Origin of the sequence: Rhodobacter sp. NSM (assembly GCF_052244495.1) — a bacterium.
Classification (GTDB): domain Bacteria; phylum Pseudomonadota; class Alphaproteobacteria; order Rhodobacterales; family Rhodobacteraceae; genus Cereibacter_A.
Genome location: NZ_JBQPXH010000002.1, coordinates 21,146 through 42,468, shown reverse-complemented (window position 1 = coordinate 42,468; position 21,323 = coordinate 21,146). Strand labels below are relative to the sequence as shown.

Sequence of the window (21,323 nt, the reverse complement as noted above, 5' to 3'; positions counted from 1 at the left end):
GATTAGGTAAGCTTAGCTGACCTATTATAATCGAATTCGCGGCGCAGGCAGCGCACATACCGCCAGAAACATCGAAATAGGTCAGCGTTGCTGACTTTTATCGCGTTGTGACCTGGAGTAATAGGACCGCACCCCGCAGTCGGCCTCGAGGGAGGGCTCAGCATGGCAAAAGAACCGATGCTCCAGTTCGTCAAGATGGCGAGGGAGACCCCCGAGAAGCGCCCGGCGAACCTCCGGTCGCAGGACTTTCACGAGATCTACCGCGAATTCGCCGCCGCGAAGGCGGCCGAGCAGTCGAGCCGCTGCAGCCAGTGCGGCGTGCCCTTCTGCCAGACGCATTGCCCGCTGCACAACAACATCCCGGACTGGCTCCGCCTGACCGCCACGGGGCGCCTGCAGGAAGCCTACGAGATCAGCCAGGCCACGAACACCTTCCCCGAGATCTGCGGACGCATCTGTCCGCAGGACCGCCTCTGCGAGGGGAACTGCGTGATCGAGCAGTCGGGCCACGGCACCGTCACGATCGGCGCGGTCGAGAAATACATCACCGACATGGCCTGGGAGAACGGATGGGTCACGCCCGGACGTCCCATGGTAGAACGCTCGGAATCCGTGGGCATCATCGGGGCGGGCCCGGGCGGTCTTGCCGCGGCAGACGCGCTGCGCCGCGCGGGCCTTCAGGTCACGGTCTATGACCGTTACGACCGCGCGGGCGGCCTGCTGACCTACGGCATCCCCGGCTTCAAGCTCGAGAAGGACGTGGTCGCGCGCCGCGTCGAACAGCTCGAACAGGCGGGCGTGCAGTTCGTGCTGAACTGCAATGTGGGCGAGGATCTGAGCTTCGACGCGATCCGCGGCCAGCATGATGCAGTGCTGATCGCGACCGGCGTCTACAAGCAGCGCGATCTTGCAGCCCCCGGCGTGGGCTCGGCCGGCGTGGTGCAGGCGCTCTCGTACCTGACCGCCTCGAACCGCCGCAGCTTCGGCGACGAGGTGGACGACGAGGGTCTCGACGCCAAGGGCAAGCGCGTCGTCGTGATCGGCGGCGGCGACACGGCCATGGACTGCGTGCGCACCGCGATCCGGCAGGGTGCCACCAGCGTGAAGTGTCTCTACCGCCGCGACCGGGCCAACATGCCCGGCTCGCAGCGCGAGGTGGCGAATGCCGAGGAAGAGGGCGTGGAATTCGTCTGGCTGTCGGCGCCGCGCGGCTTCATCGCGGGCGACGCGGTGGAAGGCGTGATCGTGCAGAAGATGCGGCTGGGCGAGCCGGACTCGACCGGCCGCCAGATGCCCGAGATCATCGAGGGTGCCGACTACGTCGAGCCGGCCGATCTCGCGATCATGGCGCTGGGGTTCGAGCCCGAGGACCTGCCGGGCCTCTGGGGTGTGCCCGAGCTTGCGGTGACCCGCTGGGGCACGATCAAGGCCGACTTCCGCACCCATGCGACGAGCCTGCCCGGCGTCTATGCCGTCGGAGACATCGTCCGCGGTGCGAGCCTCGTCGTCTGGGCGATCCGCGACGGCCGCGAGGCCGCGCAGTCGATCCTCGACTATCTGGCGCAGCCGGCCGTCGCCGCGGCCGAGTAGGCGCCGCTCCGCGAAGCGACCGCCCGGAAGGTCCCGGGCGGACGATGCGCCCCGCGCCGCGGGACGCGAGGGGATGGGACCACGCGCATGACGCTTTCGACGAAGATCCTGGCAGGAGGGCTCGCGCTGGCCGCGGCCGGTCCCGCCTTCGGCTCGGGGCAGACCTTCACGCCGCCCGAGGGCTGCACCGCCTTTCTCACCGTGCAGTCCCGCGGCTGCCGTGTCTCGCACCATTACCGTTGCGACAAGGACCCCGCAGGCGACCAGTGGCGGGTGGACTTCGACCAGGAGGGCATCTTCTTCTCGTCCCACATCGACCGCGAGGCGCAGTGGGTCGAGAGCTACGAGATGTTTCCGACCGTGCGGCAGACGCTCGACCCGAACCCGGCCGACCCGGCCTCGTTCTCCGAACTTCTGAGCGGGGCGGACAGCTATGACTTCGGCCTGACGCGCAGCACCGGCGAGCGGAGCCGCGTGACCGGCTACGACCGGCTCACCGGCAAGAGCTTCACGATCGACGGGATCGTCCTGCAGGAGACCGAGTTCGACTTCACCGAGACGAGCATCGGCGGAACCGTCCTGCGGCAGGCCCATGGCAACGAGTACATCCACCCGGAATGGCGCCTGTTCTTCGCGGGTCCGACGCAATGGTCGGATGGCACCGGCGGATATCTTCCCGTGGACGGCAGCCCGGTCGAATTCGTCTTTCCGGGAGAACCCGGTTTCCTCGCCACCGAGCCGATCTTCGACTGCGACGCCATCCTGTCGCAGGCGCCCGGAGACGGCCTGATCATGAAGGTGCGCCATGACCGCTGAACGAACCGGCCACTGCCTCTGCGGCGCCGTGCAGATCGCCGTCGCGGGCGTCCCGCAGGAAATCGGCGCCTGCCACTGCGAGATGTGCCGCCGCTGGACCGGCTCGGCCTTCATCACGATGGCCGTGCCCGAGGCGGCCCTGACCGTGACCGGCGCCGAGAACGTGCGGGCCTATCCCTCCTCGGCCTGGGCCGAACGCTGCTTCTGCGGCACCTGCGGCTCGACGCTCTGGTATCGGCTGACCGGGCCGGGGATGCCGCGCGACTACTACATGGCGGCGGGGCTTCTGGATGACCTGAGCGGCATCCGCCTCGCCCACGAGATCTACATCGACCGCAAGCCCGATGCCTGGAGCTTTGCCGGTCCGACCCACCAGATGACGGAAGCCGAGTTTCTCGCCACGCTTCCAGCCAGCCCAGAGGAGTGAGCCATGACGATCTATGATGAAGCCTGGGTGAGAGCCGAAGAGGCGAAGCGGACCTGGCTGGACGAGAACGGACTCTACAAGGCCGAGGACGAGCGTGCCTCCTGCGGTGTGGGTCTCGTCGTCTCGATCTCGGGCGAGCCGTCGCGCAAGGTGGTCGAGAACGGGATCGCCGCGCTCAAGGCGGTCTGGCACCGCGGCGCGGTCGATGCCGACGGCAAGACCGGCGACGGCGCGGGCATCCATGTCCAGATCCCGGTCCGGTTCTTCTACGACCAGATCCGCCGCACGGGCCACGAGCCCGACATGCACAAGCTCGTCGCGGTGGGCCAGGTCTTCCTGCCCCGTACCGACCTCTCGGCGCAGGAGCGCTGCCGGACCATCGTCGAGTCCGAAGTGCTGCGCATGGGCCACTACATCTACGGCTGGCGTCATGTGCCGGTGGACACCTCCGTCCTCGGCGAGAAGGCCAATGCGACGCGCCCCGAGATCGAGCAGATCCTGATCCGCTGCGAGAAGGACATCGACGACGAGCAGTTCGAGCGCGAACTCTACATCATCCGCCGCCGGATCGAGAAGGCGGCGCAGGCCGCTTCGATCCAGGGGCTCTACCTCTGCTCGCTTTCGTGTCGGTCCATCATCTACAAGGGGATGATGCTGGCTGAGCAGGTGGCGACCTTCTATCCGGACCTGCAGGACGAGCGCTTCGAAAGCTCGTTCGCGATCTACCACCAGCGCTATTCCACCAACACCTTCCCGCAGTGGTGGCTGGCCCAGCCCTTCCGCATGCTCGCCCACAACGGCGAGATCAACACGATCCGCGGCAACATCAACTGGATGAAGAGCCACGAGATCCGCATGGCCTCGGTGGCCTTCGGTGACGCGGCCGAGGACATCAAGCCGATCATCCCGCAGGGCGCCTCGGACTCGGGCGCGCTCGATGCCGTCTTCGAGGTCATGGTGCGCTCGGGGCGCTCGGCTCCGATGGTCAAGACGATGATGGTGCCCGAGGCCTGGTCGAAGACCACGACCGACATGCCGAAGGCATGGGCGGACATGTACGCCTATTGCAATGCGGTGATGGAGCCCTGGGACGGACCGGCGGCCCTTGCCATGACCGATGGCCGTTGGGTCTGCGGCGGGCTCGACCGCAACGGCCTGCGTCCGATGCGCTATGTCGTGACCGGCGACGGCCTGCTGATCGCGGGTTCCGAGGCCGGCATGGTGCCGATCGACGAGATGAACGTGCGTGAGAAGGGCGCGCTCGGGCCGGGCCAGCTGATCGCCGTCGACATGGCCAAGGGCAAGCTCTACCACGATGCCGAGCTGAAGGACGCGATGGCGGCCTCGCAGCCCTTCGGCGACTGGATCGAGAAGGTCGTGGACCTGAACGCGATCCTGAAGGACGTGCCCGAGCAGCGCATGTATGAGCCGGCCGAGCTGCGCAAGCGCCAGATCGCGGCTGGCTTCTCTGTCGAGGAGATCGAGCAGGTCCTCGTGCCGATGGCCGAGGACGGCAAGGAGATGATCGCCTCGATGGGCGACGACACGCCGCCCGCGGTGCTCTCCTCGGTCTACAGGCCGCTCAGCCACTTCTTCCGCCAGAACTTCAGCCAGGTCACGAACCCGCCCATCGACTCGCTGCGCGAAAGCCGGGTGATGAGCCTCAAGACCCGGTTCGGCAACCTGAAGAACGTGCTGGAAGAGCATTCGAGCCAGACCGAGATCCTGATCCTCGAGAGCCCCTTCGTCGCCAACTCCGAGTTCGAGGTCATGCTCGAGCAGTTCGGCGCCAACGTGGCGACCATCGACTGCACCTTCCCGGCCGATCACCATCACGACGCCCTGCGCCACGGGCTCGAGCGCATCCGCGCCGAGGCCGAGGACGCCGTGCGCTCGGGTGCGGCTCACCTCGTGCTGACCGACCAGGGCCAGGGGCCGGACGCGGTGCCGATGCCGATGATCCTCGCGACCTCGGCGGTGCATTCGTGGCTGACGCGCAAGGGGCTGCGCACCTTCACCTCGATCAACGTGCGCTCGGCCGAGTGCATCGACCCGCATTACTTCGCGGTGCTGATCGGATCGGGTGCCACGACCGTCAACGCCTATCTCGCGCAGGACACCATCGCCGACCGGATCGAGCGCGGCCTTCTCGAGGGCAACCTGAACGACGCGATGCGCCGCTATCGCGACGCGATCAACGCGGGCCTTCTGAAGATCATGTCGAAGATGGGGATCTCGGTGATCTCCTCCTATCGCGGCGGCCTGAACTTCGAGGCGGTGGGTCTCTCCCGCGCCATGGTGGCCGAGTATTTCCCGGGCATGCACAGCCGCATCTCGGGGATCGGCACCTCGGGCATCCAGCACAAGCTCGAGCAGATCCACGCCAAGGGCTGGCTCGGCGGGTCGGACGTGCTGCCCATCGGCGGCTTCTACAAGGCGCGGCGCTCGGGCGAGAAACACGCCTGGGAAGCCTCGACCATGCACATGCTGCAGCAGGCCTGCGACCGGGCGAGCTATGACATCTGGAAGCAGTTCTCGGCCACGCTGCGGGCCAACCCGCCGATCCACCTGCGCGACCTGCTGGACATCAAGACGCTTGGCCGTCCGGTGCCGATCGAGGAGGTCGAGTCGATCACCTCGATCCGCAAGCGGTTCGTGACGCCCGGCATGTCGCTCGGCGCGCTCAGCCCCGAAGCGCACAAGACGCTGAACATCGCGATGAACCGGATCGGCGCGAAGTCGGACTCGGGCGAGGGCGGCGAGGATCCGGCGCACTTCCTGCCGGAGCCGAACGGCGACAACCCCTCGGCCAAGATCAAGCAGGTGGCCTCGGGCCGCTTCGGCGTCACCGCCGAATACCTGAACGCCTGCGAAGAGCTTGAGATCAAGGTGGCGCAGGGTGCCAAACCCGGCGAGGGCGGCCAGCTTCCGGGCATGAAGGTGACCGAGCTCATCGCGCGGCTCCGGCACTCGACGCCGGGCGTGACGCTGATCTCGCCCCCGCCGCACCACGACATCTACTCGATCGAAGACCTCGCGCAGCTGATCTATGACCTGAAGCAGATCAACCCGCGCGCCAAGGTCACGGTGAAGCTGGTGGCGGCCTCCGGCGTGGGCACCATCGCGGCGGGCGTGGCCAAGGCCAAGGCCGACGTGATCCTGATCTCGGGCCACAACGGCGGCACCGGGGCCTCTCCGGGCACCTCGATCAAATATGCGGGCCTGCCGTGGGAGATGGGCCTGACCGAGGCGCATCAGGTCCTCGCCATGAACAACCTGCGCGACCGGGTGACGCTGCGCACGGACGGCGGCCTCAGGACGGGACGCGACATCGTCATGGCGGCGATGATGGGGGCCGAGGAATACGGCATCGGCACCGCTGCCCTGATCGCCATGGGCTGCATCATGGTGCGCCAGTGCCAGTCGAACACCTGCCCGGTGGGCGTCTGCACGCAGGACAAGGCGCTGCGCGAGAAGTTCTCGGGCTCGGCGGACAAGGTGGTGAACCTCATCACCTTTTACGCCCAGGAGGTGCGCGAGATCCTGGCCTCCATCGGTGCCCGCTCGATGGACGAGATCATCGGCCGCGCCGACCTGCTGACCCAGGTCAGCCGGGGGGCCGCGCATCTCGACGACCTCGACCTCAACCCGCTGCTGATCACCGTGGACGGGTCGAACCGCATCACCTACGACCGGTCGAAGCCGCGCAACGCGGTGCCGGATACGCTCGATGCCGAGATCGTCAAGGACGGCGCGCGCTTCTTCGAGGACGGCGAGAAGATGCAGCTGTCCTACGCGGTGCGGAACACGCACCGCACCATCGGCACGCGCGCCTCGAGCCATATCGTGCGGAAATACGGGATGCGGAACAACCTGCAGCCCGACCATCTGACCGTGAAGCTAACGGGCTCCTGCGGGCAGTCGCTGGGCGCCTTCGCGGCCAAGGGGCTGAAGATCGAGGTCGCGGGTGATGCCAACGACTACGTGGCCAAGGGCCTGTCGGGCGGCACCATCGTCGTCCATCCGCAGATGGAAAGCCCGCTTGTCGCGGCCGACAACACGATCATCGGCAACACCGTGCTTTACGGCGCGACCGACGGCTTCCTCTTCGCAGCCGGCCGTGCTGGCGAGCGGTTCGCGGTCCGGAACTCGGGCGCGAAGGTGGTGGTCGAGGGCTGCGGCTCGAACGGCTGCGAATACATGACCGGCGGCGTCGCGGTGATCCTCGGGCGGATCGGCGCGAACTTCGGCGCGGGCATGACCGGGGGCATGGCCTATCTCTACGACCCGTCGGGCGTGGCGGAGGAGTTCATGAACCTCGAGACGCTCGTGACCTGCGCCGTGTCGCACCCGCATTGGGAGGCGCAGCTGAAGGGCCTGATCGAGCGCCACGTGAAGGAGACGGGCAGCCGGCATGCCTCGCGCATCCTGAACGACTGGGAGAGCGAGCGGGCGAACTTCCTGCAGGTCTGCCCGAAGGAGATGCTGGTGCATCTGCCCTTCCCGCTGTCGGACGAGCCGCAGGCCGTCCCGGCCGAGTGAACGAGGAAAGGGGAGCGGAAGCTCCCCTTTTTTCGTCCCACTTCGGGCTGGCGAGGCTGCGGGACGAGTGTAGCGCCCGCCCCGCCATTGGCACGCCACGCCTGCCCTGCAGCGGAGTCCGACGATGCGTTGCAGCGCCTCCGCGGACGGGTGCGACCGCGCTTGACCCATGCGAACGGTTCGTGTCCAAGGTCGGCCCATGACCGCGCGCAAGACGACCCGCCGCAAGGCTGCTCCGCCTCCGCCCGAGCCCGAGGCGCCGCCCGCCCCGCCACTGGCACTCCGCCTGCGGCGATGGGCGCTGACGGGCGCGGGCTGGGCGCTGGTTTCGGCGGTCCTCCTCGTTCTGTTCTTCGGCCTCGTGAATCCGCCGACGACCCCCTACATGATGAGCGAGAGCCTTCGCCTCGGCAGCGTGGATCAGGACTGGGCGGACTGGGACGAGATCGCCCCGGTGATGGCGCGCTCGGTCGTGGCGGCGGAGGATGCGAATTTCTGCCTTCATTGGGGCTTCGACATGGCCGCAATCCGGGCGGCCATCGACGCCGGCGGCAACCGGGGCGCCTCGACCCTCTCGCAGCAGGTGACGAAGAACGTCTTTCTCTGGCAGGGCCGCAGCTGGCCGCGCAAGGCGCTCGAGGCGGTGCTGACGCCGCTGGTCGAGACGCTCTGGACCAAGCGGCGCATCCTCGAGGTCTACATGAACGTGGCGGAATTCGACGAGGGGGTCTTCGGCATCCGCGCGGCGTCCGAACACTACTTCGGCGTCGAACCCGCGGATCTTTCCGCGCAGCAGGCGGCGCGGCTGGCAGCCGTCCTGCCCGATCCGAAGGTGCGCTCGGCCTCGAATCCCGGGCCGGTGGTTCGCCGCCGCTCGGCCTCGATTCTCGACGGCGCCAGCACCATCCGCAGGGATGGGCGGGCAGACTGCTTCGAATAGGCGAGCGGAGCGGGATTGCATCCCAGCGCCCTTCGCGGCATTGAAGAGGGGCTCCGGCCTCCGAAAGATGACATTTGCGATGAACCGTCTCTATCACGTTCCGCTGTCCCCCTTCTGCCGCAAGGTCCGCCTGACGCTGGCGGAGAAGAAGATGGAGGTGGAGCTGATCGAGGAGCGCTACTGGGAGCCGTCGCCGGATTTCCTGCGTCGCAACCCGGCCGGCAAGGTGCCTGTGCTCCGGATGGAGGGCAAGGTGCTCTCGGAAAGCCAGGCGATCTGCGAGTATCTCGAGGAGGTGGTGCCCCAGCCGCCGCTGATGCCGCGCGACGCGGACGGCCGGTTCGAGGTGCGCCGGCTCTGCACCTGGTTCGACGACAAGTTCCACAGCGAAGTCACGTCGAAACTGCTCTACGAGCGGGTGAACAAGAAGCTGACGGGGCAGGGATATCCGGATTCGAAGAACGTGAAGTTCGGCTCGAACCGCATCAAGTATCACCTCGACTACATGGCCTGGCTGCTCGACCAGCGGCGCTGGTTGGCGGGCGACGTGATGACGCTGGCGGATTTCGCGGCGGCCGCCCACCTCTCTTGCCTCGACTACATCTCGGACGTGGACTGGAACCGGCGGCCGGTCGTCAAGGACTGGTATGCCAAGATCAAGTCGCGCCCGGCGTTCCGTCCGCTGCTGGCCGACCAGGTGCCGGGCTTTCCGCAGCCCGCGCATTACGCGGACCTCGATTTCTGATCGGAACCGTGCGGGGGGCTTCACGCCCCCCGCGCCCCCCGTGGGATATTTGAGCGAGAATGAAGGCGGATAAGTCGCTCAGGGAGCGCCTGGAGGCGCGCGCGCGCGATGAGGGCTTCGCGCGACTTGGCATCTGTGCGCCGGATGCTGCGCCGGAGACGGCGGGTCGGCTGCGCGCCTTCCTCGAGGCCGGGCGGCACGGGCAGATGGGCTGGATGGAAGAGCGCGAGGCGTGGCGCGGCAGCGCCGCCGCCCTCTGGCCGGAGGCGCGGTCGATCATCATGCTGGCGGAGCTCTATACGCCCGAGGAGGATCCGCGTCTGGCGCTGGAAGAGCGCGGGCGGGGCGCGGTCTCAGTCTACGCGCAGGGCAAGGACTATCATGACCTCGTGAAGAAGCGGCTGAAACGCCTCGGACGCTGGCTCGTCTCCGAGACCGGCTGCGAGATCAAGGTCTTCGTCGATACCGCCCCGGTGATGGAGAAGCCGCTCGCCGAGGCCGCGGGGCTCGGCTGGCAGGGCAAGCACACGAACCTCCTCAGCCGCGAGCTTGGCAACTGGTTCTTCCTCGGCTCGATCTTCACCACGCTCGACCTGCCGCCCGACGAACCGGAGCGCGAGCACTGCGGCTCTTGCCGGGCCTGCCTCGATGCCTGCCCGACGGGGGCCTTTCCGGCCCCGTTCCAGCTCGATGCGCGCCGCTGCATCTCCTACCTGACGATCGAGCATCATGGTCCGGTGCCCGAAGAGTTGCGCGGCCTGATGGGCAACCGGATCTACGGCTGCGACGACTGCCTGGCCGTCTGTCCCTGGAACAAGTTCGCGGTGGCGGCGCAGGAGATCGGCTATGCCGCGCGGGTGGGGGCGCCGCCTCTCGCGGAACTGGCCGCGCTCGACGACACGGGCTTCCGCGCACGCTTCGCCGGCAGCCCGATCAAGCGGATCGGGCGCAACCGCTTCGTGCGCAACGTGCTGTATGCGATCGGCAATTCCGGAGATCCGTCGCTGCGGTCCGTCGCTGGGGCCCTCCTCGACGATCCGGACGCGACCGTGGCCGATGCGGCGCGCTGGGCGCTGGCCCGGCTGTCCCAAAATTTGCCGCATTGAGGCGGCAGATGCGGCGCAGGAGGTGCCCATGCTGACCGCTCTTGCCCCGTCCCTGCCCGTTTCGCTGATGCTCCATCTGCTGTTTGCGAACCTGGTCGCCTGGTTTGCCTTCCGGCTCGACAAGCGCCGCGCCATCGAGGGCGGCTGGCGCATGCCGGAGGCAAACCTGCTGCTTCTGGCGGCCGCCGGTGGCTGGATCGGGGCGAAGGTCGCGCAGCGCCAGTTTCGGCACAAGACGCGCAAGCAGCCCTTCGGGATGCTTCTCAACGGGATCGTGTTCGTCTGGATCGGACTCTTCGGGTCGCTGGCGCTCGCCTCGTCCCAGCCGGCGATCGTGCAGGCAATGGGGCTCGAGCGGGTGGCCTCCGCCGCCATGCAGGCGGTCTCCGGCTTCTTTGCGCCGCAGGAAGAGCCGCGCCGATTGCCGCACCGCTTCGGACCCGGCTCGGAACCTTGACCTCATCGCTTGGTTCATGGGGCGACTCGCCCTATATTCAGGCGGTCTGCAAACTCAAGGAGGACAGACATGAGCCGTCACCTTGCTGACAAGCGCACCCCTTCGGACGGCGGACGGGTGAAGAATTTCCTGCGGTTGGCGCGCAATCCGCGCTCCTTCTGGCACAGGGCCGAGACCCGGCCGTCGGGGAACCGTCGGGTGCTCGAATTCCTGCGGATCGCGCGCGGCCGCGAGGCCTGAGCTTCCGCGCGGACGGAACGGGGGCGTGCCCGAGGGCGCGCCCCTTTTCATTTGAACCCGTTGCCCGGACCGACCTGCCGTGGGCTCGGCGCCGACCGGCGCCGCGCTCAGGCGCGGACGAGCTTCTCGTAATCCGTGGCGATCTCGCGCGTCAGGGCGCCGACCTCGAAGCTGTAGTCGCCGATCTGTCCGACGGGGGTGACCTCGGCCGCGGTGCCGGTCAGCCAGCACTGCTCGAAACCTTCCAGTTCCGACGCTTCGATGTAACGCTCATGCACGGTGATGCCCTTGTCGCGCAGCATCCCGATGACTGTCTGCCGGGTGATCCCGTTCAGGATCGCGTCCGGCAGCGGCGTGTGGACCTCGCCGTCCTTCACGAAGAAGATGTTGGCGCCGGTGGCTTCGGCGACGTAGCCGCGATAGTCGAACATCATCGCATCCGAGCAGCCCTTCGCTTCCGCAGCGTGCTTGGACATGGTGCAGATCATGTAGAGGCCCGACGCCTTGGCCGCGCTGGGAATCGTCTCGGGCGAGGGGCGCTTCCACTTCGAGATGTCGAGCTTCGCGCCCTTGAACTTGGCATCGCCGTAGTAGTTGCCCCAGGACCAGACGGCGACCGCCAGGCGGATCGGGTTCCGGGCCGATGCGACCCCCATGTCCTCGCCCGCGCCGCGCCAGGCGAGCGCCCGGACATAGGCATCTGTCAGGCCGTTCGCCTCGAGGGTCGCCGTCTTGGCCGCTTCGATCTCCTCGACGGTCCAGGGCAGCGGCATGTCGAGCAGTTCCGCGGACCTGCGCAGCCGCTCGGAATGCTCCACCGACTTGAAGATCCTGCCGGAATAGCAGCGCTCGCCCTCGAAGACCGAGGAAGCGTAATGGAGCGCGTGGGTCAGGATGTGGACCTTCGCCTCGCGCCACTCCACCAGTTTCCCGTCCATCCAGATCTTGCCGTCGCGATCATCATATCCAGCCATGGTCACTCTCCTGCGCAAAGGCGCTTTGCATAAGTTGCGCAAGATAGGTCCGCACCGGGCATAAAGTTGCGCAAATGACGGGCTGTCGGTAACAGTTGAGTCTTGGAAAGTCAACAAGGCTGACATAAAATCTGCGCGGACAAGGGAGGCGGTCATGGCAGAGGGAGGACCGGGACCGGGAAGCGGCGAGTCGCTCCTGTTCCTGACGGACGAGCAGCTGAGGAAGGGGATCGAGGCGATGTTCTTCGCCTATCGCGGCTTCACCGCCGATCCGGACCGGATCCTCGAAGAGCTGGATTACGGGCGTGCGCATCACCGGGCCATGCATTTCATTCATCGAAGCCCTGGAACCACGGTGAACAACCTGCTCTCCATTCTGGGCGTCACGAAGCAGAGCCTGAACCGCGTGCTCCGGACGCTGATCGAGGACGGGCTGGTCGAGAGCCGCGTGGGCCGGGTGGACAAGCGGGAACGTCACCTCTACCTCACGTCACGAGGGACCGAGCTTGAGCGGTCCCTGTCGGATTCGCAGCGGGCGCGCATGAGGGCGGCGTATCGTGCCGCCGGACCTGCGGCGGTTCAGGGCTTCCGGCAGGTGCTCGAGGCCATGATGGATCCCGAGTTGCGTCGGCAGTACCAGACGCTGAAGGAGGGTGGAGCGTGAGCGAGCCGCAGGCGCATCTGCTGGTGGTCGACGACGACGAGCGCATTCGCAGCCTCCTGCAGAAATTCCTGGTGAGGAACGGGTTTCTCGTCTCGACCGCACGCGACGCGGCGCAGGCCCGGCGGCTTCTCGACGGGCTAGAGTTCGACATGATCGTCCTCGACGTGATGATGCCGGGCGAGGATGGCGTCTCGCTCACCCGGGCGCTGCGCGAGGATCTGGCGACGCCGATCCTGCTGCTGACCGCTTGGGGCGAGACCTCGCACCGCATCGAAGGGCTCGAGGCCGGCGCGGACGACTATCTTGCGAAGCCGTTCGAGCCGAAGGAGCTGCTGCTGCGGATCAACGCGATCCTGCGAAGGGTGCCCACTGCGCGGCCCGAGCTGGGACCGAAGGTCCTCCATCTGGGCGATGTCCGCTACGATCTCGAGCGGGGCGAACTCTGGCGGGGAACCGAGCCCGTGCGGCTGACGGCGACGGAGGCCGCGCTGATGCGGATCTTCGCGGCGCAGCCGGGCGAGGCGGTGACGCGCGAAAAGCTGGTGGGTGATCTCGGGCGTGACGAGGGCCAGAGCCAGGAGCGGGCGGTCGACGTCCAGATCACGCGGCTTCGCCGGAAGATCGAGGTCGATCCGCGCCAGCCGCGCTACCTTCAGACGGTGCGCGGGTCGGGCTACATGCTCGCGCCCGACTGAACCTTTGAGGCAAGGGCGGGATGGGTGCATCCGATCAAGGAGCCCCGCCTGCATCACCGGCAGAGCCGCTTCCGGTTGCGCGCCGCGCCCAAGGTCCGGCGCGCGTGCCCCTTGCCACCACCGCGGGTTTTCACGAAGCGCGAAGGAACGCGCCATCTCCTCCACTCGTCGCGCTTGAGATGCCTCTGCTTTCCCCGCAGGCTTGGGCAAGAGCAACCGGAGGAGACGGCATGACGGTGGTCTGGATTTCGCACCCGGCGTCCGAGGCGCATGTGACGCCCGAGGGACATCCCGAACGCATCGAGAGGATGGCGGCGGTGGCGGCAGGGCTCGACGAGTTGCCGCTCGAGCGGCGCGAGGCGCCCGTGGCGGAGGATGCCGAAGTGCTTCGTTGCCATCCGCAGCGCTACCTCGACCGCATCCGCGACTCCGAGCCGGCAGAGGGCATCCGGGGGCTCGATCCCGACACCTGGATGTCGCCGGGATCCTGCGAGGCGGCCCTTCGCGCCGTCGGTGGCACCTGCGCCGCAGTGGATCTCGTGCTGGGGGGCGAGGCGGCCTCGGCCTTCGTGGGCTGCAGGCCCCCGGGGCATCATGCCGAGCGCGAGACGCCAATGGGCTTCTGCCTGTTCGGCAGCGTGGCCATCGCGGCAAAGCGGGCGCTCGACCATCATGGGCTGGGTCGTGTCGCGGTGGTGGATTTCGACGTCCACCATGGGAACGGCACGCAGGACCTGCTGTGGGACGAGAGCCGCGCGCTCTTCGTCTCGAGCCACCAGATGCCGCTTTATCCCGGCACCGGCGCGACCTCGGAGCAGGGCGCGCACGGCCAGATCCTGAACCTGCCACTGGCCGCCGGAAGCGGGGGCGCCGAAATGCGCGAGGCCTGGGCGGAGGCCTTCCGGCGCATCGAGGACTGGCAGCCCGAGCTGATCCTGATCTCGGCGGGTTTTGACGCACATGCGGCCGATCCGCTGGCGAACCTCAACTGGCGCGAGGAGGATTTCCGCTGGCTGACGGAGCGTCTGTGCGATCTGGCTGCGGCGTCATGCGGCGGGCGGGTGGTATCGACACTCGAGGGTGGTTATGATCTGCCTGCCCTCGCCGCGAGCAGCGCGGTGCATGTGGGCGTCCTTCTGGAGCGGAGCGCATGACGGAAAAAGCAGTGGCAGAAATGACGTTCGAAGAGGCGATGGCGGCGCTGGAAGCCGTCGTGACCGCCTTGGAGAAGGGCGATGTGCCGCTGGACGAATCCATCCGCCTCTATGAGCGCGGGTCTGCGCTCAAGGCGCATTGCGCGCAGAAGCTGAAGGATGCCGAGGACAAGGTGGAACTGATCCGCGCCGCCGAAGGCCGTGCGACGGGGACGGTTCCGGCGGAGGGATTGTGACCTTTTCCAGGGCTTTGACGGATGCGGCCGCGCAGGTTCAGGCGCGGCTCGATGCGGCGCTGGCGGACCGCGAGGACCTGCCGGTGGTTCATGCCATGCGCTATGCCGTGCAGGGCGGAAAGCGGCTGCGGGGCTTTCTCGTGCTCGAATCCGCCCGGCTGCACGGGATCGCGCCCGAGGCTGCGGTGAGTGCTGCGGCCTCGATCGAGGCGCTGCACGCCTACAGCCTCGTGCATGACGACATGCCCTGCATGGACGATGACGACCTGCGCCGCGGCCTGCCCACCGTCCACAGGAAGTGGGACGAATGCACCGCGGTGCTTGCGGGCGACGCGCTGCAGACGCTCGCCTTCGAGCTTCTGGCAGATCCGGCGCTCGGTCCGGCCGAGGTCCGTATCGAGCTGGTGGCGAGCCTTGCCAAGGCTTCCGGCGCCGAGGGCATGGTGCTGGGGCAGGCGCTCGACATCGCGGCCGAAACGGCAGCCGTGCCGCTCACGCTCGAGCAGATCACCCATCTGCAGGCCGGCAAGACCGGCGCGCTGATCCGCTGGTCGGCCGAGGCCGGCGCCATCCTCGGGCAGGCGGACCGGGTGCCGCTGCGCCGATACGCCACGGCTCTCGGGCTTGCGTTCCAGATCGCCGACGACATTCTCGATGTCGAGGGCGATGCGGACAAGGCGGGCAAGCGGCTCCAGAAGGATGCCGAAGCCGGGAAGGCCACCTTCGTCTCGCTCCTCGGGCTCGACGGCGCCAAGGCGCGGGCGCGGGCTCTGGTGGAGGAGGCCGAGGCGGCGCTTGCCCCCTACGGCGCCGAGGCAGGAACATTGATCGAGGCCGCGCGCTTCGTCATATCGCGTGAAAGCTGAAGGAAGACCATGACCGACAGACCCCGCACGCCGACGCTCGACCGGGTGACGCTCCCGGTCGATATCAAGGGCCTCAACGACCGCGACCTGCGCAGCCTCGCCGACGAGCTGCGGGCCGAGACGATCTCGGCCGTCTCGGTAACCGGCGGGCACCTCGGCGCGGGTCTCGGCGTGGTCGAGCTGACAGTGGCGCTGCATGCGGTCTTCGATGCCCCGCGCGACAAGATCATCTGGGACGTGGGCCACCAGTGCTATCCGCACAAGATCCTGACCGGCCGGCGCGACCGCATCCGCACGCTGCGGCAGGGCGGGGGCCTCTCGGGCTTCACCAAACGGTCGGAAAGCCCTTATGACTGCTTCGGCGCTGGCCATTCCTCGACTTCGATCTCGGCCGCGGTGGGCTTCGCCGCCGCGCGCGAACTTGGCGGGGATACCGGCGACGCGGTGGCGGTGATCGGCGACGGCTCGATGTCGGCCGGCATGGCCTTCGAGGCGCTCAACCACGGCGGGCACCTCAAGAACCGCGTCATCGTGATCCTGAACGACAACGAGATGAGCATCGCGCCGCCGGTGGGGGCGCTCTCGTCCTATCTCTCGCGCCTCTATGCGGGCGCCCCGTTCCAGGACTTCAAGGCGGCGGCCAAGGGTGCGCTGGGCCTTCTGCCCGAACCGTTCCAGGAGGGCGCGCGCCGCGCCAAGGAGATGCTGAAGAGCGTCACGGTCGGCGGCACGCTGTTCGAGGAGCTGGGCTTCTCCTACGTCGGTCCCATCGACGGGCACGACCTCGACCAGCTTCTGCCGGTGCTGCGCACGGTAAAGCAGCGCGCGAGCGGGCCTGTCCTCATCCACGTGATCACGAAGAAGGGCAAGGGCTACGCGCCCGCCGAAGCCGCGCGCGATCGCGGCCATGCCACGAACAAGTTCAACGTCCTGACCGGCGCGCAGGTGAAGCCGGTCTCGAACGCGCCGTCCTACACCAAGGTCTTCGCCCAAAGCCTGATCAAGGAGGCCGAGGCGGACGAGAAGATCTGCGCCGTGACCGCCGCCATGCCGGACGGGACGGGCCTCAATCTCTTCGCGGACCGCTTCCCCAAGCGGATCTTCGACGTGGGCATCGCCGAGCAACATGCCGTGACCTTCTCGGCGGCGCTGGCGGCCGGGGGCATGCGGCCCTTCTGCGCGATCTATTCGACTTTCCTGCAGCGCGGCTACGACCAGATCGTGCATGACGTGGCGATCCAGCGCCTGCCCGTGCGCTTCGCCATCGACCGGGCGGGGCTTGTGGGCGCCGACGGGGCCACCCATGCGGGATCATTCGACGTGGCCTTCCTGTCGAACCTGCCGGGCATCGTTGTCATGGCCGCCGCCGACGAGGCGGAACTGGTGCACATGGTCGCAACCGCCGTGGCGCATGACGAGGGTCCGATCGCCTTCCGCTATCCGCGGGGTGATGGCGTGGGCGTCGAGATGCCGACGCGGGGCGTGCCGCTCCAGATCGGGCGTGGCCGGATCGTGAGCGAGGGGACGCGCATCGCGCTTCTCTCCTTCGGCACGCGCCTGTCCGAGGTGCAGGTGGCCGCCGAGGCGCTGGCTGCGCGCGGGATCTCGCCCACGGTGGCGGATGCGCGCTTCGCCAAGCCGCTCGACCGCGACCTGATCCTGCAGCTTGCCGCACATCACGAGGCGCTCATCACCATCGAGGAAGGCGCCATCGGCGGCTTCGGCAGCCATGTCGCCCAGCTTCTGGCCGAGGAAGGCGTCTTCGACCGTGGCTTCCGCTACCGCTCCATGGTTCTGCCGGACACGTTCATCGACCACGGCAGCGCCGAAGCGATGTATGCGACGGCCGGCCTGAATGCGGCCGATATCGAGCGCAAGGCGCTCGAGACGCTGGGCGTGGAGGTGCTGGCGCGCCGCGCCTGAGGCCGACCGCTTACCGAAGATCACCACGCAGGCGCGGCAGGCGGCTGCGTGGTGATGTCATTCCGGGCGGTGCCTATACGGCTGTCCGGCAGGGCGTCAGCCCTCTGCGTCGAGCAAGGCGCGCAGGCCCGAGCGGAAATCCGGGTGGATCAGGCTCACCCCCAACCGTTCCTTGATCCGGTCGTTCCGGACCCGCTTCGATTCGGCGTAGAAGCTGCGGGCCATCGGGGACATCTCGGCCTCGTCGAATGGCACCTCGGGCGGCGGCGGCAGGCCCAGGAGCTCGGCCGCATAACCGAGCACGTCCTCGGGCGGGGCCGGATCGTCGTCGCAGACGTTGTAGACCGCGCCCGGATCGGGATGGAGCATGGAGGCCTCGACAACCTGTGCGATGTCGTCGACATGAACGCGGCTGAAGACCTGTCCGGGCTTCACGATCCTGCGGGCGGTGCCGTCGCGAACCTTCTCGAACGGGCCCCGGCCCGGCCCGTAGATCCCGGCGAGCCGGAAGATGTGCAGCGGCAGGCCGAGGTCCAGCCACTGGCGTTCCGCGGCAACGCGCGCGCAACCGCGGGCGGTCGACGGGGTGAGCGGCGTCTCCTCGTCCACCCAGGCGCCATCGTGGTCGCCATAGACGCCGGTCGTCGAGAGGTAGCCCACCCATTCGGCACCCGAGCCGGCCAGTTCCCCGGCGTGAGCGGCCAGAAACGGGTCGCCGTCCGGCCCCGGAGCGGCCGAGGCGAGGATATGCGTGGCGCGGGTCAGGATGGCCCCCAAGTCTCCGGGCCAGAGGAAGGGCTCGACGCCTTCAGCGGCGAGAAGGTCGGCCTTCTCGGGGCTGCGGGTCGTGCCGATGATCCGCCAGCCGGCGGGAATGAGGCGCCGCGCCAGTGCGCGGGCCGAGTAGCCGTGGCCGAGAGAGAGCAGCGTCTTCATGCCGCCACTATCGGCATGCCACGCGCGCACTGCAAGGGGCCAGCCTGCGTCCCGCCGGACATGTGCCGCACCGTCCCGCGACCTGACGCTTGATCCCGAACGGCGAGCCTGCGCATCCTCACCGGCAGGCAGCGAAGAAAGAGAGGCCCCGTGACCGACGCGCCCCTTCCCCTCCTCGTACCGGATGCGCCCGACCGCGAGACCTTCACGGATCCCGCCGAGGCCGTCCGGCGGCTGGAGGAGCTCTACACCCAGTCCACGACCTTCCTCTCGGGCCATTTCAGTGCCGTGGCCACATCGGGTCGCCCGACGGGACGCGTCAGGGCCTACTATCCCGAGATCCGGCTGGCCACGACCAGCTTCACCCGCGCCGACAGCCGGTTGAGTTTCGGCCATGTCGCCCAGCCCGGCACCTATTCCACGACCGTCACCCGGCCGGACCTGTTCCGGAATTATCTGATCCTGCAGATCGGGCTGCTGATGCAGAACCACGGCGTGCCGGTCGAGATCGGGATGTCCGAAACGCCGATCCCGGTTCACTTCGCGGTGGCGAACGATCCGTCGGTGGCGGTTCCGCAGGAAGGCGTGCTCTCCTTTCCGCTGCGGGACGTGTTCGACGTGCCGGACCTCTCGACGACGAACGACGACATCGTGAACGGCACGCGCCTCCGCAATCCCGACGGAACGCTGCCGCTCGCGCCCTTCACGGCGCAGCGCGTGGACTATTCACTCGCCCGCCTCACGCATTACACGGCGACCAACCCGCGCCATTTCCAGAACCACGTCCTCTTCACCAACTACCAGTTCTATGTGGATGAGTTCGAGGCGATCGGCCGTGCCGCCTTGGCGGATCCCAACTCGGGCTACAGCGCCTTCGTGGGGCCGGGGGATCAGGAGATCACCGATCCGGAGGCGCCGCTGGCGCCTCTGGCGCGCCTGCCGCAGATGCCGACCTATCACCTCAAGCGCGAGGACGGGCAGGGGATCACGCTGGTCAACATCGGCGTCGGCCCCTCGAATGCCAAGACCGCAACCGACCACATCGCCGTCCTTCGTCCCCACGCCTGGCTGATGGTGGGGCATTGCGCGGGCCTGAGGAATTCGCAGAGCCTCGGGGATTTCGTGCTCGCCCACGCCTATCTGCGCGAGGATCACGTGCTCGACGACGACCTGCCGGTCTGGGTGCCGATCCCGGCCCTGGCCGAGATCCAGATCGCGCTCGAGGATGCGGTCGAGGAGGTGACGCAGCTGCAGGGCTACGAACTCAAGCGGATCATGCGCACGGGGACGGTGGCGACGATCGACAACCGCAACTGGGAGCTCCGCGACAAGTCGGGCCCTGTCCAGCGCCTGAGCCAGAGCCGGGCGGTCGCCCTCGACATGGAAAGCGCGACCATCGCGGCCAACGGCTTCCGCTTCCGGGTGCCTTACGGCACGCTCCTCTGCGTCTCGGACAAGCCGCTCCACGGCGAGCTGAAGCTGCCGGGCATGGCCAGCGATTTCTACCGCACGCAGGTCGCGCGGCATCTCCGGATCGGAATTCGCGCAATGGAAACGCTGCGCGAGACGCCCATCGAGCGCATCCACAGCCGAAAGTTGCGAAGCTTTGAGGAAACAGCGTTCCTCTAGGCGAGTTGACGCGGGGACAAGCCGGGAATAGGGCTTGATTTATGCTGCAAAACAAGGTGTAGCGCTTGAATTCGCCCCCAGAGGCAGGAACAGACCCCGTGTCCAGCGGGGCAAGACCAGGAGAGTTTCATGTCGAAACCGATGACCAAGACGCAGCTCGTGGCGACACTCGCCGAGGAAATGGGCGCCGACAAGAAGACGGCCACTGCGGCGCTCGACGCGCTTGCGTCCATCGTCACCCGCGAAGTGGCCTCCGGTGGTGCGGTCACGCTGCCGGGCCTCGGCAAGGTCGTCTGCCGCGAGCGGCCCGAGCGTCAGGTCCGCAACCCGGCCACGGGCGAGCAAGTGACCAAGGCCGCCGACAAGCAGGTGAAATTCACCATCGCGAAGGCGCTGAAGGACAGCGTGAACGCCTGAGCCAGCGGCTCGGCGGATCGATCGGTTCGAGAGGGTCGCCTGCGGGCGACCCTTTTTCATGAAATGGCGAAGGAGTGCCGGAATGGACCTGCGCAGCATCGGAATGGGCCTCGCCTTCGCCTTCATGTGGTCTTCGGCCTTCGCTTCGGCACGGATCATCGTGGCCCAGGCGCCGCCGCTCAGTGCGCTGTCGCTGCGCTTCCTCGTCTCGGGCCTCGTCGCCCTGGCGATCGGGGCGGCGCTGGGACAGTCGGCGCGGCTCAGCCGGGCCCAATGGCGCGGGGTCGTGGTCTTCGGGCTCTGCCAGAACGCCCTCTACCTCGGGCTCAACTTCATCGCGATGCGCTGGGTAAGCGCGAGCTTCGCGGCCATCGTCGCCTCGACCATGCCGCTTCTGGTGGCGCTGGCGGGCTGGATCTTCCTGCGGGAACGGCTGCGACCGCTGACCGCGCTCGGGCTGCTGGCGGGGATCGCGGGGGTGGCGCTGATCATGGGCACCCGGCTTTCGGGCGGCGAGGACGCGCTGGGGTTCCTGCTCTGCGCCGTGGGCGTGCTGGCGCTGACCGTCGCGACGCTGACGGTGCGCGTCGCCTCGTCGGGCGGCAATCTCCTGATGATCGTGGGGCTGCAGATGCTGGTCGGTTCTGCCGCGCTGGCGCCCGTGGCGCTGGCGACCGAGACGCCACTTTCGGTGGACTGGAGCCTGAGCCTCGTCCTGGCTTTTGCCTACACGACCCTCGTGCCGGGGCTGCTCGCGACCTGGGTCTGGTTTCTGCTGGTGGGGCGGATCGGCGCAGTCCGCGCAGCGACCTTCCACTTCCTCAACCCGTTCTTCGGGGTTGCCGTGGCAGCGGTGCTGCTCGGCGAGCGGATGGGGATTTGGGATGCGGTCGGCGTCGTGGTGATCGCGTCAGGCATCCTTGCCGTGCAGCTTTCCCGCGTGCCGGAAGCGGCGAGGCGCTAGAA

At 67.8% G+C, this 21,323-nt stretch carries 20 protein-coding genes; 18 read left to right on the top strand and 2 right to left on the bottom strand.

Annotated elements, in window-relative coordinates:
* The first annotated feature begins 162 nt into the window (after nucleotides 1–162).
* From ACTVZP_RS04700 to ACTVZP_RS04660, 9 genes are all read left to right on the top strand, one after another.
* On the top strand, nucleotides 163–1,590 hold the full coding sequence (locus ACTVZP_RS04700; protein ID WP_443210941.1) for an NAD(P)-dependent oxidoreductase: 1,428 nt from the start codon (nucleotides 163–165) through the stop codon (nucleotides 1,588–1,590).
* Nucleotides 1,591–1,677: 87 nt separating this feature from the next.
* Nucleotides 1,678–2,406, top strand: coding sequence for a hypothetical protein (locus tag ACTVZP_RS04695; RefSeq protein ID WP_443210940.1), 729 nt, complete (start codon nucleotides 1,678–1,680; stop codon nucleotides 2,404–2,406).
* Nucleotides 2,396–2,833: a GFA family protein gene (locus ACTVZP_RS04690; protein ID WP_443210939.1), complete on the top strand. Its 438-nt coding sequence runs from the start codon at nucleotides 2,396–2,398 to the stop codon at nucleotides 2,831–2,833. Before ACTVZP_RS04695 ends, ACTVZP_RS04690 begins: the two co-directional genes overlap by 11 nt.
* 3 nt (nucleotides 2,834–2,836) lie before the next feature.
* Nucleotides 2,837–7,375, top strand: coding sequence for a glutamate synthase large subunit (gltB, locus tag ACTVZP_RS04685; protein ID WP_443210938.1), 4,539 nt, complete (start codon nucleotides 2,837–2,839; stop codon nucleotides 7,373–7,375).
* 199 nt (nucleotides 7,376–7,574) lie between these two features.
* The gene (gene mtgA, locus ACTVZP_RS04680; RefSeq protein ID WP_443210937.1) at nucleotides 7,575–8,315 is read left to right on the top strand and encodes a monofunctional biosynthetic peptidoglycan transglycosylase; all 741 of its coding nucleotides are present in this window, start codon (nucleotides 7,575–7,577) and stop codon (nucleotides 8,313–8,315) included.
* A gap of 79 nt (nucleotides 8,316–8,394) precedes the next feature.
* A complete protein-coding gene (gene fzlA, locus ACTVZP_RS04675) occupies nucleotides 8,395–9,060 on the top strand; it encodes an FtsZ-binding protein FzlA (protein ID WP_443210936.1) in 666 nt (221 codons plus the stop codon).
* Between the two features lie 59 nt (nucleotides 9,061–9,119).
* A complete protein-coding gene (gene queG, locus ACTVZP_RS04670) occupies nucleotides 9,120–10,166 on the top strand; it encodes a tRNA epoxyqueuosine(34) reductase QueG (protein WP_443210935.1) in 1,047 nt (348 codons plus the stop codon).
* 28 nt (nucleotides 10,167–10,194) lie between these two features.
* Nucleotides 10,195–10,623, top strand: coding sequence for a DUF1294 domain-containing protein (locus ACTVZP_RS04665; RefSeq protein WP_443210934.1), 429 nt, complete (start codon nucleotides 10,195–10,197; stop codon nucleotides 10,621–10,623).
* A gap of 69 nt (nucleotides 10,624–10,692) precedes the next feature.
* A complete protein-coding gene (locus ACTVZP_RS04660) occupies nucleotides 10,693–10,863 on the top strand; it encodes a hypothetical protein (protein WP_443210933.1) in 171 nt (56 codons plus the stop codon).
* Between the two features lie 107 nt (nucleotides 10,864–10,970).
* On the opposite strand, the gene ACTVZP_RS04655 is transcribed toward ACTVZP_RS04660, so the two are convergent.
* Nucleotides 10,971–11,837 carry a branched-chain amino acid aminotransferase gene (locus tag ACTVZP_RS04655; protein WP_443210932.1) on the bottom strand — a complete coding sequence of 289 codons (867 nt, stop codon included), beginning with the start codon at nucleotides 11,835–11,837 and terminating at the stop codon, nucleotides 10,971–10,973.
* A gap of 154 nt (nucleotides 11,838–11,991) precedes the next feature.
* On the opposite strand from ACTVZP_RS04655, the gene ACTVZP_RS04650 reads away from it, so the two are divergent.
* From ACTVZP_RS04650 to dxs, 6 genes are all read left to right on the top strand, one after another.
* Nucleotides 11,992–12,501: a MarR family winged helix-turn-helix transcriptional regulator gene (locus ACTVZP_RS04650; protein ID WP_443210931.1), complete on the top strand. Its 510-nt coding sequence runs from the start codon at nucleotides 11,992–11,994 to the stop codon at nucleotides 12,499–12,501.
* Entirely contained in the window at nucleotides 12,498–13,196 is a 699-nt protein-coding gene (locus tag ACTVZP_RS04645; protein WP_443210930.1) for a response regulator, read from the top strand. Before ACTVZP_RS04650 ends, ACTVZP_RS04645 begins: the two co-directional genes overlap by 4 nt.
* 230 nt (nucleotides 13,197–13,426) lie before the next feature.
* A complete protein-coding gene (locus ACTVZP_RS04640) occupies nucleotides 13,427–14,350 on the top strand; it encodes a histone deacetylase family protein (RefSeq protein ID WP_443210929.1) in 924 nt (307 codons plus the stop codon).
* Nucleotides 14,347–14,586, top strand: a complete 240-nt coding sequence (locus ACTVZP_RS04635; protein ID WP_443210928.1) for an exodeoxyribonuclease VII small subunit — start codon at nucleotides 14,347–14,349, stop codon at nucleotides 14,584–14,586. The genes ACTVZP_RS04640 and ACTVZP_RS04635 overlap by 4 nt, the downstream gene beginning before the upstream one ends.
* On the top strand, nucleotides 14,583–15,452 hold the full coding sequence (locus ACTVZP_RS04630) for a polyprenyl synthetase family protein (protein WP_443210926.1): 870 nt from the start codon (nucleotides 14,583–14,585) through the stop codon (nucleotides 15,450–15,452). The genes ACTVZP_RS04635 and ACTVZP_RS04630 overlap by 4 nt, the downstream gene beginning before the upstream one ends.
* A 9-nt stretch (nucleotides 15,453–15,461) precedes the next feature.
* Entirely contained in the window at nucleotides 15,462–17,375 is a 1,914-nt protein-coding gene (gene dxs / locus ACTVZP_RS04625; RefSeq protein WP_443210925.1) for a 1-deoxy-D-xylulose-5-phosphate synthase, read from the top strand.
* A gap of 96 nt (nucleotides 17,376–17,471) precedes the next feature.
* On the opposite strand, the gene ACTVZP_RS04620 is transcribed toward dxs, so the two are convergent.
* Nucleotides 17,472–18,311 (bottom strand): SDR family oxidoreductase, encoded by an 840-nt coding sequence (locus ACTVZP_RS04620; RefSeq protein WP_443210924.1) that lies wholly within the window; start codon nucleotides 18,309–18,311, stop codon nucleotides 17,472–17,474.
* A 150-nt stretch (nucleotides 18,312–18,461) separates the two neighbouring features.
* Between ACTVZP_RS04620 and ACTVZP_RS04615 the strand changes: the two genes are divergently transcribed.
* The 3 genes from ACTVZP_RS04615 (at nucleotide 18,462) to ACTVZP_RS04605 (ending at nucleotide 21,321) form a co-directional block, all read left to right on the top strand.
* Nucleotides 18,462–19,940 (top strand): AMP nucleosidase, encoded by a 1,479-nt coding sequence (locus ACTVZP_RS04615; RefSeq protein WP_443210923.1) that lies wholly within the window; start codon nucleotides 18,462–18,464, stop codon nucleotides 19,938–19,940.
* 129 nt (nucleotides 19,941–20,069) lie between these two features.
* On the top strand, nucleotides 20,070–20,357 hold the full coding sequence (locus ACTVZP_RS04610; RefSeq protein ID WP_443210922.1) for an HU family DNA-binding protein: 288 nt from the start codon (nucleotides 20,070–20,072) through the stop codon (nucleotides 20,355–20,357).
* 82 nt (nucleotides 20,358–20,439) lie between these two features.
* Entirely contained in the window at nucleotides 20,440–21,321 is an 882-nt protein-coding gene (locus tag ACTVZP_RS04605; protein ID WP_443210921.1) for a DMT family transporter, read from the top strand.
* The last annotated feature ends 2 nt before the right edge of the window (nucleotides 21,322–21,323 follow it).